The sequence below is a fragment of the Leuconostoc sp. UCMA20149 genome, assembly GCF_030400235.1.
Classification (GTDB): Bacteria; Bacillota; Bacilli; order Lactobacillales; family Lactobacillaceae; genus Leuconostoc; species Leuconostoc pseudomesenteroides.
Map to the genome: position 1 here is coordinate 184,085 of NZ_VJYC01000001.1, position 12,812 is coordinate 196,896.

10 protein-coding genes are annotated in these 12,812 nt (G+C 38.9%); 9 read left to right on the top strand and 1 reads right to left on the bottom strand.

What is annotated here, in order from left to right; genetic code table 11:
• Positions 1-252 precede the first annotated feature (252 nt).
• The 9 genes from FF105_RS01180 (at position 253) to FF105_RS01220 (ending at position 12,316) form a co-directional block, all read left to right on the top strand.
• Positions 253-1,398: a CAP domain-containing protein gene (locus FF105_RS01180; protein ID WP_010287306.1), complete on the top strand. Its 1,146-nt coding sequence runs from the start codon at positions 253-255 to the stop codon at positions 1,396-1,398.
• A 1-nt stretch (position 1,399) separates the two neighbouring features.
• Positions 1,400-1,753 (top strand): NlpC/P60 family protein, encoded by a 354-nt coding sequence (locus FF105_RS01185; RefSeq protein WP_228934764.1) that lies wholly within the window; start codon positions 1,400-1,402, stop codon positions 1,751-1,753.
• Between the two features lie 203 nt (positions 1,754-1,956).
• A complete protein-coding gene (locus FF105_RS01190; protein ID WP_010287310.1) occupies positions 1,957-2,823 on the top strand; it encodes a LysM peptidoglycan-binding domain-containing protein in 867 nt (288 codons plus the stop codon).
• Positions 2,824-2,898: 75 nt separating this feature from the next.
• Entirely contained in the window at positions 2,899-4,152 is a 1,254-nt protein-coding gene (locus FF105_RS01195; protein ID WP_010287312.1) for an aminoacyltransferase, read from the top strand.
• Between the two features lie 81 nt (positions 4,153-4,233).
• Positions 4,234-6,276: a penicillin-binding transpeptidase domain-containing protein gene (locus FF105_RS01200; RefSeq protein ID WP_010287314.1), complete on the top strand. Its 2,043-nt coding sequence runs from the start codon at positions 4,234-4,236 to the stop codon at positions 6,274-6,276.
• Positions 6,277-6,414: 138 nt separating this feature from the next.
• Positions 6,415-7,020, top strand: coding sequence for a MarR family winged helix-turn-helix transcriptional regulator (locus FF105_RS01205; protein WP_010287317.1), 606 nt, complete (start codon positions 6,415-6,417; stop codon positions 7,018-7,020).
• A gap of 55 nt (positions 7,021-7,075) precedes the next feature.
• Positions 7,076-8,872, top strand: coding sequence for an ABC transporter ATP-binding protein (locus FF105_RS01210; protein WP_010287319.1), 1,797 nt, complete (start codon positions 7,076-7,078; stop codon positions 8,870-8,872).
• Between the two features lie 108 nt (positions 8,873-8,980).
• A complete protein-coding gene (locus FF105_RS01215) occupies positions 8,981-10,969 on the top strand; it encodes an ABC transporter ATP-binding protein/permease (protein ID WP_010287321.1) in 1,989 nt (662 codons plus the stop codon).
• Between the two features lie 180 nt (positions 10,970-11,149).
• Positions 11,150-12,316 carry an LCP family protein gene (locus FF105_RS01220; protein ID WP_010287323.1) on the top strand — a complete coding sequence of 389 codons (1,167 nt, stop codon included), beginning with the start codon at positions 11,150-11,152 and terminating at the stop codon, positions 12,314-12,316.
• Between the two features lie 69 nt (positions 12,317-12,385).
• Here the strand turns inward: FF105_RS01220 and FF105_RS01225 are convergent, their stop codons facing one another.
• Entirely contained in the window at positions 12,386-12,784 is a 399-nt protein-coding gene (locus FF105_RS01225) for a YbaN family protein (RefSeq protein WP_010287325.1), read from the bottom strand.
• Positions 12,785-12,812: the final 28 nt, after the last annotated feature.

Genomic DNA, 12,812 nt, shown 5'->3' on the forward strand with positions numbered 1-12,812 from the left:
ATTATAAAAATGATTTAGTCGTCTTTTTTGACAAAAATTGTTGAAAAATCAAAAAAAATTTCCCTTTAAAACCTTATAAAATCAGCCTAAAACGGGCGCTGTCATAATACTGTAACATTGTTATCTGATTGAGAAAACGATACAATGTTTGCGTTACACCGAGTAGGTATACTGGATATTGTTCTTAAGAAATACTTAATAACACATCAAAAATTTAATGTTTGAATTGAATCTATCCAGGAGTTAATACATATGAGCAATAATATCAAGAAGACCTTGTTAGCAACAGCAGCTGGAGCAGCCGCTGTTGTCGGTGGTCATGCGGCCGCATCTGCTAATACAGTAGAAGTCAAGTCTGGTGACACGTTGTCAGCTATTGCTGCTGCAAACAACACAACAGTTGCTGAACTAGCTAAGAACAACAACATCAGTAATGAAAACCTCATCTTAACAGGTACTTCACTAGAAGTTAGCACATCAACGCAATCAGTTTCTGGTTTGTCTTCTGATGGTAGTTCATATACTGTTCAAAGTGGTGACACGCTATCAAAAATCGCCGAAAAGACAGGCGTGAGTGTTTCAACTTTGACTTCGTTAAATGGTGTTTCAAACCAAAACTTGATCTTAACTGGTCAAGAGCTGTCACTTAAAACAGCGACATCGGCTGCTTCATCTGCAGCAACAGTTGCAACAGTTGCCGCATCTTCTGCAGCGTCAACTGCTTCATCGGCAGCAGTTGATACAAGCAATTTGAAGTATATTGCCGCTGCTGATACTAACAACGATGGCTTCATGAGCTTGAGTGAGTATAATACTTATGTTGCTAACGGTGGCTCAACCACTTCATCTGCAGCTACGACAACGACGTCAGCTGCAACAAGTTCATCTGCATCTTCAGAAGCAATTACTTATATTGCCGCTGCTGATACTAATAAAGATGGCTACATGACAATGGCTGAATACAATGCGTACAAAGCTAACGGTGGCTCAACGGCAACAACTACGACACAGACAACTACTGCACAAACTACTCAGACAAGTACATCAACATCAACAAGTACAGGCTCAGCGACTGCAGACGCAACAATCAACGCATGGAACGCTATGCGCGCCAAGATGGGATTGAACCCAATTCGTATTTCATCTGCATTGACAGCCCAAGCACAAGGCCGTGCACAAGCGATTGCAACGTCATCAAACTGGTTTGGTACACATGTTTCTTCAGGCACGCCTGAAGTGGTTGCTAATGGTTTTGGTGCTGGCGCTTCAGTTATTAACGCATGGTACTATGAAACAGGGATGGTTAATGGTGGTCACACAGCTTTCATTATCAATCCTAGTTTCACTGAAGCGGGTGTTGGATACTATAATGGATGGATTGTTATCAACGCACATTAATATGCAAAACAATTATTTACAACTTGCCTTAAACAAAGTTGGCCAAACATATAACGACCGCGATAGCGGTCGTTTTGTTTCACAACAACTTATTCATGCTAAAGTACCAGTAAATGATGGCAGTCGTTGGTCTACAGACCCTGAAAAGCTCATTGATCAAATGGACCACTTATTGGGCGTATTACAAGCGACACCGGGTGACATACTTTTCTGGGGTACTCAAAATAAGCCTTATGAAATAGGTATATATGTCGGGGGTAATCATTTCATTGCAGTGCATCGACGAACACATCAAGTTCGCATCCAAACATTATCTAAAAGTTGGTATCCCAGCATTGCTGGTTCAATTATGTGACACATAAATGCAACCGTTTTGACACAAAATCGACATCAAAGTACTCATTATGAAATAAATGTGATTAAACAGAATTATTGACAACAAAGTGAAAAATATCTCCAATATACACGACATAGCCATTTGATACACTAATACTTGTCGAGAAGACCAAACAAATAACAAATACTAATTATGAAAATCTCTTTCAGGAGTTCAAGAATATGAAAAAATCTACTATTACAAAGTCAGTTGTAGCAGCTGCTGGTGCATTTGCTGTTGCAGGTGCTGCACAAGTTTCTGCTAACACAATCACTGTTAAAGCTGGTGATACACTTAATAAGATTGCGGCAGCCAATGGTACAACAGTTGCTGCCTTGGCAAGCGCTAACAACATTTCAAATGTTAACTTGATCTTTGTTGGTCAAACATTACAAACTAATGGTACGTCAACATCATCAACAACGACATCATCAAGTACAACAACGTCTTCAACATCAACAACTAGTGGTACATACACAGTTAAGTCTGGTGACACTTTGAACTCTATTGCTGCAGCTAATGGTACAACAGTTGCTACATTGGCTTCTGCTAATGGTATTTCAAATGTTAACTTGATTTATGTTGGTCAAACATTGAAGTTATCAACAACATCAACTTCAACTAGCACATCAACATCATCAACAACTAATCAATCTTCATCAAACAGTGCTTCTACTACAAACACTAGTTCAAATACAACAAGTAACACGTCAACAGTTACGACATCTGATGCAACAATCAATGCATGGAACGCTAAGCGCGCCTTGCTTGGTTTGAAGCCAATTCGTGTCTCAGCTGCTTTAACTGCACAAGCTAATGCACGTGCACAAGCAATCGCCACTTCTTCAAACTGGTTTGGTACTCATGAAGCTTCAAACACACCTGAAGTTGTTGCTAATGGTTTTGCCGCTGGTGCAACAGTTATTAATGCTTGGTACTACGAAACTGGCATGGTGAATGGTGGTCATACTGAATTTATCGTCAACCCTAACTTCACTGAAGCTGGTGTTGGTTATTATAACGGTTGGATTGTTATTGATGCACATTAATGAATGCTTAAAAGTGGATAATCGTTATCCACTTTTTTTGTGTTCTCATGTATAGTAGAAGGCAGAGGTAAAATAATGTCATATCAATTTACAGAATTATCTGAATCAGATTACGCAAATTTTGAGAAGCAGAGTGAAGCAGGCTCGTTTTTGCAATCTATCGAACAAGCCCATCTTTTGAAAAAAAGAGGGTACACAATATGGTTGCTAGGTGTTAAAGAAAACGAACAGGTTGTTGCGGCTGCACTGGTGATGCGTGAAACTGTCAAACTGGGTTATATCTTCTCAATAGACCGTGGGCCATTACTCGATTTTGAAAACCAAAGTCTATTTCATTTCTTTATGACAGAATTTGCTAAATTTTCACGCCAAAATGGTGGGCTTTATGTTGAAGTTCGTCCTAATGTGACACTCAAGCTTGCAAATGATCATGGGGAAACACTTGGTGATGAAAACAATAGTTTTATTTCGGAAATGACAAGTTTAGGTTTCACACATGTGCCCTTTGTGGATGGATTTACAACGGCTGGCTCACCTGAATGGGAATATTTAAAAGACATTTCTGAATTAACTGACGTGAAAAGTGTGCGTGCATCGTTTACAAAAAATGCACAGTATTATCTGAAAAAAAATGCGCAATTTGGCATTAAAATACGACAATTATCACGTGAAGATCTACCTGATTTTAAAGAATTGACACAAAAAACAGCAAATAGATTACATTATAAAGATAAAAATTTGAATTTTTACCAAACAGTGTATGATGAGTATCAAGATGATGCAACCTTTTTATTTGCTGAGTTAAATTTTGATGATTACATTAGTGAAGAGACACATAAAATTTCTGAACTAGATCAAAAATTAGCAAAAATCAATCAGAAAATAGAAAAGTATCCGAATAATGACAAATTCAAGCGTCAATATGCTGAATTTGATGATCAAAAACAACAGCATATTAAGAGAATTGACAAAGCAACTGACCAAAAGAAAATGGCGGGTAAAAATGTTGTGGTTGTCGCTGGTGCTTTGTTCATTGAACAACCTCAAGAAATGAATTATCTTTATTCAGGTACTTATGAGGAATATATGGACTACTATGGTCCATATCAAATACAAGATCTTATGATTAACCGTGCAGTTGAGCATGGGATTAAGCGTTACAATTTCTATGGCATTGCTGGTAAATTTGATGGTAGTGATGGTGTATTGGGCTTCAAAACTTCATTTAATGGGTATGCCCGTCAATTAGTTGGCAACTTCACCATGCCTGTCAATCCTATTAAGTATAAAATCTATCGTTTATTGAAGACTTTGATTGGACGCGGCTAATTAGCTCGGGAAATTTTAGCGAGTGAATGTGTAAATGTGGTAAGCTAGATAGAGTAATTATTCAAACTTGGCGGTAAAAACATGAAACGCAACCCATATTTAGAGGATCGTGATAATAAAAACGACGCGCGGGCTAATTTGCCAACACGATTAAATATATTGTTAGGGATTTCCTTGTTACTGATGATTGCACTTACCGTGCAGTTAGCTTTTTTAACGATTCAGCAGGGATCTGATTATAAAGCAGAAGTTAATCGAAGTGATGAAACAGTTGAAAAAGGCAACGTACCACGTGGGCTCTTTTATGATTCAACTGGTCGTGTCATTGCCGGAAATAAAGCGCAAACAGCTATTACTTTCACTCGTGGAACCAATATCAGTTCTGCAACTATGCGTGAAACGGCTGAAAAATTAGGTAAATATCTGACTGTTGATACATCTCGGTTAAGTGATCGATCCAAAGCTGACTTTTATTTAGCAGATGCCAAACAGGCAGCAGCTGTCCAGAAAAAGATTAACAAATCTAAGAAAAAGGGTGAAACTTATACAGCAACACAGTTAACTGATTTATCTGTTAATTATGTTGAAAAAAATCATCTCATTGATTCTGTTAATGAAAATGATGCGATGATTTTTCAGCGCATGAGTGGTGCGTATGCGCTGTCAACGACCTTTATTAAAGAAGATGATGTGTCAGAAACAGAATTAGCTGAAATTGGTGAACGACTCAGCCAATTCCCTGGTATTAAAATTGGGACTAGTTGGTCACGACAATATCCTCAAGGTGATGATTTTAAGGCATTAATTGGTAATGTTACTAATGAGTCAACGGGTTTGCCTGATGATCGCTTGCATACGCTGCTAGCCCAAGGTTATTCTCAAAATGAGCCAGTTGGAAACTCTAGTCTTGAAATGACCTATGAATCAATGCTGAAGGGTTCAGCCTCACAAACGGTTGTGACGACTGGTACAGATGGCACTGTGAAATCGTCAAGCATCAAGTATGATGGACAGGCGGGAGACAGCTTAAAGCTGACTATTAATTCAGAATTCCAAAAAGCGGTTCAAAAAATTCTTGAGGATAATTTACCCGGAGGTGATGTTCAAGGTGCTTATGCCACTGTTATGAATCCATATACTGGTGGTATATACGCTATGGCCGGTGTTGATCAAGAGTATGGTACTAATAAGAAAACGGCCGATCCAACTGGTAACATTAACCACGCGATTGTTATGGGATCGGTTGTGAAGCCAGCGGTCTTGACAACAGCTTTCCAACGTGGTGTTTTATCAACGTCCAACACGACGATGTACGATCAAGCTATCAAAATCCAAGGTACACCAACAATTACGTCATATTGGAACAAGGCTGGAACACCAATAGCCGTTGATGCACAGACCGCTTTGGAACGATCATCTAACACCTATTTCGTACAATTAGGTATGAAAATAGGTGGACAAACATATAGTGCTGGTTCACCTCTAGCCCTTAATTCCGATGCTTTTCAGACACTGCGAAATGGGTTAGCGCAGTATGGATTAGGCATTAAATCAGGTATTGACATTAGCGGTGAAACAGCTGGTTATAGAGGACCAACCACAGGTGAAAACATTGGTAAGTATTTATATGAGTCGTTTGGACAATATGATACATACACAACACTGCAACTAGCGCGTTATGTTTCAACAATTGCCAATGGTGGTTACCTCATACAGCCACATTTGGTTGATTCTGTTTTGCAGAGTATTCCTAATAGCACTAAAATGAAGACGGTATGGAAAGCTTCTCCTAATGTTCAGGGACAAGTTCAGTTGAGTTCTGATGAGTGGCAAGTTATCCATGAAGGTATGAATCGTGTTGCTAATGGTTCAGATGCCTATAATACAGGCGGTACGCAACTGCATAAATTAACACCACATGTTTATGCGAAAACGGGTACTGCTGAAACAACAACTAATGGCCATCAGACATTTACAGAATCGATTGTTGCCTATGTCCCAGGTCAACCTGTGGCAATGGCGATGGCCATTCCCGGTATGAATAATTATTTGGATGGTACTAATGGTAAAATTGCAGCAGCAATTATCGATGCCTACTGGAAGTATGTTCAAAATAAACCTTAAAACAGCGAGAGCTGTTTTTTTTTGTTTGTCAAAGCTCAAATTATTTATTTAGTTTATAGTTGACAAAACAAACTAAAAAGACTAATATATATTTTGTTAATTTAAATTTAAACTAAATAAATATTTAAGGAGTAAGTAATGGATAACACAGAAATTTTTGATGAGTTAACGCGGTTGGTACATCAACCAGCGATTTGGGTAGCAGCGCGCACACTGTATGGCGGACAAAACCAAAAACCAGATAATAGCCGTCGATTATTAAGAATTTTAGCAGAAACAACGAATCACCTGACAGCAGGGACCATTGCTGATATATTAGATATTCGGCCGGCATCTGTGACACAGCTAATTAAAAAGCTTGAGACTGCAAAATATGTTGAACGTGTCCAAGATTCAGAAGATGCTAGAGTTGTTCGTGTCAAAATTACGGATGATGGCAGACAACACCTTGAACATTTAGACAATACTCGTCAAGATTTTCAGGCTGATATTTTTGGTATCTTTAGTGAGGATGAGCGGCAGGCATTTGGTGAATATTTGAAGCGTTTAAATGAACATGTTGCTTCGGAGACTTTTATTAAAAGTATTAGTGATAATTTCAAAGGACACGAACGCATGATGTTTAATCATATGCAACAAGCGCACCTCAAACAAAATGAGCGCTTTACTAAAGCCATGCAACAGCAACGTGAACATATGGCAAAACACGGCTTTAATCGACACGATAATAATTGGTTTTCATAACCATTAACTATTGTTATCATTGCTAAAATTTATGTATTAGGAGAAATACAGTATAATGGCAGAATTTGATCGCAACGGGCATGTAAAGACATACCAAAATATTCAAGGACAACCCAAAGCAAAAGTTTCTGGGTTGTGGCATTTAATCAAACTTTCGCGCCCACAGTTTAAATGGATGGCGTCTGGTTTGTTTTTTTCAATCATTGGTGTTGTCTTTAATTTACTGACCCCGAAGTATGCAGGAAATTTAATTAACTCTTTTACAGGAAAAAATTTCAGTCATATTCATTTAAGTAGTTCATTGGTGACGTTAATTTTAGTTCTTTTTGTTGGTGGGGCGATTATTTCAGCATTAGGGAGCTTTTTAACTGGCGTTGCTGGTGAACAGTTGGTACGAAATTTGCGACAAATCGTCTGGGATAAACTTGTTGTTTTTAAAATTTCTTACTATGATCAAGTTAAATCTGGTGAAACAACTTCTCGTCTGACCAGCGATACTGCGCAAGTGAAAACACTAGTTGCTAACGCTCTACCAAGTTTTTTAACTAACTTAATTGCCATGGTTGGTGCTGTGATATTAATGTTTACCACTGACTGGCACATGGCCATTTGGATTTTTATTGCCGTACCCGTTACTGCTCTTTTGGTAACACCAGTCTTTATTTTTGGATCAAAAGTAGGTCATGCAACACAAGATGCAATGGCTGAATTCACAGGCGCTTCACAAGAAACATTATCAGAAATGCGGTTAGTTAAGTCATCTGGTGCGGAAAAATTCGCATTGCATCGGGGCGCTCAACAGATTCAAAATTTGTTTAAATATGGTCGTCGCGAAGCAATTGTTGATGGTGTTATGCAACCCATCATGACCATGGTGATGATGGGATTGTTTGTTTTAATACTGGTAGTTGGCTCTCTGCGCGTGGCTAAGGGCGAGTCCAACATGGGAACGTTGTTTAGTTTTATTATGTATTTGTTCCAAATTATGCCTGCACTCGTGTCGGTGGGGACATTTGGATCAACGTTTGCTAAAACACAAGGCGCAACACAACGCTTAATTACGTTACTGGACACACCAGTTGAAGATTTAACTAAGGGTGACAGTATTAATGTTGAAGGGCAAACAATTGTCGCTAATCAAGTTGACTTTGAATATGAAAGTGGTAAACCTATTCTAAAGAATGTCACTTTTGAGGCTAAACCAAATACGATAGTCGCTTTTGCGGGCCCGTCTGGTGGCGGAAAATCCACTATTTTTCAATTACTTGAACGTTTTTACCAACCCACGTCAGGTGAAATAAAGGTGGGTGACTATAATATTGACAATGTTAGTTTGAGTTCATGGCGGCGACAAATTGGATTTGTATCCCAAGATTCCGCCATTATGGCGGGAACAATTCGTGAAAATTTGACTTACGGTCTAGAAGAAACCTACACTGCTGAGCAACTGTGGCATGTATTGCATTTGGCGTATGCAGAACAATTTGTGTCTGAAATGCCCCAAAAACTGGACACACAAGTTGGCGAGCGTGGGGTCAAAGTTTCAGGTGGGCAGCGACAACGTTTGGCGATTGCACGCGCATTCTTGCGTGATCCAAAAATTTTAATGTTAGATGAAGCAACTGCCTCCTTAGACTCTGAATCAGAAGCGATGGTACAACGCGCTTTAGAAAAATTGATGGAAAATCGCACAACTTTAGTCATTGCGCACCGTTTATCTACAATTGTTGATGCGGACAATATTTACTTTATCGAACATGGTGAAGTTACTGGTTCCGGTACCCATCAAGAACTTTTGGCGTCTCACGAACTGTATGCAGAGTACGTACATGAGCAAATTGTGACCGATTAAACTTTGCTTTGATTACCAGTCTCTGGACTACTGTGTAACGAAGAATAATTTACATCGTGGAATACTTATGATAAACTAAACACACATTATAGAAAAGAGAAATCAGCCATGGCATTTTTAAAACTAACTGATATCCACAAATCATATTTTCTCGGAAAAGATGAATTTCCTGTTTTAAAGGGCATTGATTTGTCATTTGAAAAAGGTGAATTTGTCTCAATTCTAGGAGAATCTGGTGGTGGAAAATCAACCTTAATGAACATCATTGGTGGCTTAGACCGAAATTTCGAAGGAACGGTTGAAGTTAATGGTGAGAAGTTAGACCACAAACAAGAAAAGAAACTTGATGTTTACCGCCGCCAAACAATTGGTTATATTTTTCAAAGTTTCAATTTGATTAATTATCAAACTAATTTGGAAAACGTTGAAACATCATTGAATATGACGACGTTGTCAGCTTCACAACGTAAGCAACGTGCTACGGAGTTGTTAAAAAAAGTTGGCTTGGCAGAACACATTCATAAATATCCTTCTCAACTGTCAGGTGGACAGAAGCAACGTGTTGCAATTGCTCGCGCGTTGGCTGCTGATCCTGACGTGATGATTGCTGATGAGCCAACTGGTGCGTTGGATTCTGTGAATACCAAAGAAGTATTGGAATTACTTGAACAGATTGCGCAAGAAGGCAAATTAGTCATTGTTGTCACACATTCTCAAGCAGTTGCAGACTACGGCACACGTATTTTACACATGGCTGATGGTAAAATAGATGAAGAAAAGAATCTTAAGCCACGGTTTGAAACACCGGCTACAACTGATCGCCTAACATCTAGACCTCTATCACAAGGATCAGTTTGGGACATGGCGTTTGACCATTTGAAATTCAAGAAGCTACAAAACTTTCTGATTATCTTCGGATCAGCAATTGGTGTTTTTTCAGTTATTCTATTCTTAGGACTAGGAAACGGTATTAAGGGTTATATTAATGATCAAGTGAACTCGCTAGCTAACCCTAATTACCCAACTGTGTTAAAAAATACGACGGATAGTAAAGACGCTACTGCTACTGAACGCGCGCAAGCAACAATGCAGGCGGCTGCTACTGATTACACATCTACTACCATATCAGATCAACTTATCAAGAAGATTGATCAGGTTAAGCATGTGGACAAAGTTTATAAAGGCTATCAATTCAATGGTGCTGTCTTCAAATATGGTAATACGCAATCACAGGCTGGCACACAGATTCAAACATGGACACCGGCCTATGCCGACAAAGTTATTAAGGCTGGTCGTAAGCCAAAGGCAAGTAATGAAATTGTGATCGACAAGGCTTTTGCCAAGAAGGCCAACACAAATTGGAAGTCATTACTCAATAAAAATATCACTTATACGTATGTTGCTTATAACGCTCAAAACCAACCAGTACCAGTGACATCAACGATGAAAATTGTTGGTATTACTGATGGTGGTCAAAGTGGCACAATCTTTGCTGCAACAACGTCCGGTATCAAAAAGGATTTAACCAAAGCAAATGCTGTGACAACTGCCAACTTCTTAACACTATCAATCAAAGATACGCAAGAAATTCAAGCAACTGTTGATGCAGTCAATAACTTGAAAGAGAATGGCAAACAAGCTGTCGCTGCCATTTCACTTGGATCCCTGTTGAAAACAATTAACACGATTACCAGCTTAGCGTCGTATGTATTAGCTGCAATTGCGGGTATTTCATTATTTGTCTCAGCAATTATGATTATCGTGACAACGTACATGTCTGTTTCAGAACGTACAAAAGAAATTGGTGTATTACGTGCCTTGGGAGCGCGTTCAAAAGATATTCGTGGCCTCTTTACGAATGAAGCCCTATTGATGGGTATTATCTCAGCAATATTTGGTATTGTGGTGGCTTACTTAGCCCAGTTTGCAATGAACGCAGCCCTTTATGGTTTGATTAAGTTTAATATTGTTCAGGTTTCTGTTGGCAATGTTATCTTCGCAGTGGTTATCTCACTAGTTATTGCCTTAATTGCTAGCTTTGTGCCATCGCGCAAGGCTGCCAAGTTGAATACAATTGACGCATTAGCTGCCGATTAATGAACCTTTAGCATAATAACATCTCATAACGAATTAGCTAGTGAATGATTATTCATTAGCTTTTTTTGATATAGCCACTACTGTAAATCTTCAACATATTTTAAGACAATTGGTAAATCAAAACGATAATGTGTAAATAATGGTATAATGAATTTTTAGAACGCACTAGGGGTACAAGTTATGGAAAACAATATGAGCCGCGCGGCACGTCGACAATCAGCACCAGTACCAAATGGACAGCCACCGCGACCACCACGGCCACGAAAGCGACGCAAAAAATGGCGATGGCTTGCTGCAATATTACTATTGCTGGTAATTGTCGGCGGTGTCATGATGTCAATGGTGTTGAGTAATGTGAAAACATCTGTTGACAAAATGTACCGTAGTGCAAAGGTTACAAAAGCACGTGACGTCCAACAAGTTTTGAAAAAAGGTGAACCATTTTCAATTTTAGTTTTAGGAACTGATACTGGTGCCTTGGATCGTGATCGTACAGGATTGACTGATTCGATGATGCTTATCACAGTCAATCCAAAAAAGAAAACCACCACAATGATGTCTATTCCACGTGACATTATGGTAGCGATTGTGGGCCATGAGAACACTTTTCCACAAAAGTTAAATGCGGCATTTCCAATTGGCGGTGTGAGTTCGACGATACTAACGTTACAAAATTATTTGAATGTTCCGATTGATTTCTATGCGTTAGTCAATATGGGTGGTTTGGAGAAGTTGATTAATCAGGTTGGTGGTGTCAAAGTAGTGTCACCATTGACATTCACTTATCAACCAGACAACGATAAGCCAGACGTGTATAAATTCTATAAAGGTAAAGAAAAGTTTGAATATGCGGCCGATGGCAAGAATTTTAAAACTTACACAACAATGAATGGCTATGCAGCCTTGTCATTTTCTCGGATGCGCTATGATGATCCACAAGGGGATTATGGTCGTCAGTTGCGTCAACGGTTAGTTTTAAAGGCGTTGCTTAAAAAGTCGGCCAGTGCAAAAACATTACTCAACGCTAAATTTATGAGTTCGATTTCCAAAAATGTTCAGACAGATATGAAGTTCAATAATCTTACCACGGTAGCGTTGAAATATATGTCTGCTACTAAAAACCAAACTTCAGAACATATACAAGGTGTTGGCGATATGTATAATGGTGTCAGTTATCAAATGGTTACTGAAACAGAAAAGCAACGTGCTACAACGCTTTTGCGCAAGTCATTAGATTTGAAAGCTAAAAATACAGGGACCCAGTTTGGTGGATCTGTACCAGCCTTATATGCCTACATTGCTGAGTATAACTTGAATATGATTAATGAAACGCTTGATCCACAATGAGAAAGCTAAAAGGCACCAACAGTGCGCAAGTAACTGTCGGTGCCTTTTGTGTTGCATAATTTATCCATGTTATTTGTTATTATTTTTCATAAAAGGAATGCCATCACGCCAAAGATAACCACGATAATAGCTTTCCATAGAAACAATTTGTGTCAATGAAGTGAGTGGGAGGACGATTTTTAGCCATACTAAATCAGTTGTGAAGAATGGAATAGCCATCATGCTAGCCGTCACCAAATAGATGATGATACGAGCTTTTAAAGGGAGCTGGCGTTCAAAGACGCCTTGATGAACGTATTGCTTGTAATATTTATTATTTTGTAGCCATGTGTCGAGTCGTTTTGAAGATTTAGACCATAAAATAGCAGTCAAAACGTAAAATCCGGTCGTCGGGATGCCTGGGATCCAAATTGCAACTGTGCCAATGGCAAAACTCAGTGCGCCTAGCGCCATCAAAAGTATTTTCATAATAACCAGTTTAACATGGACTAACCAA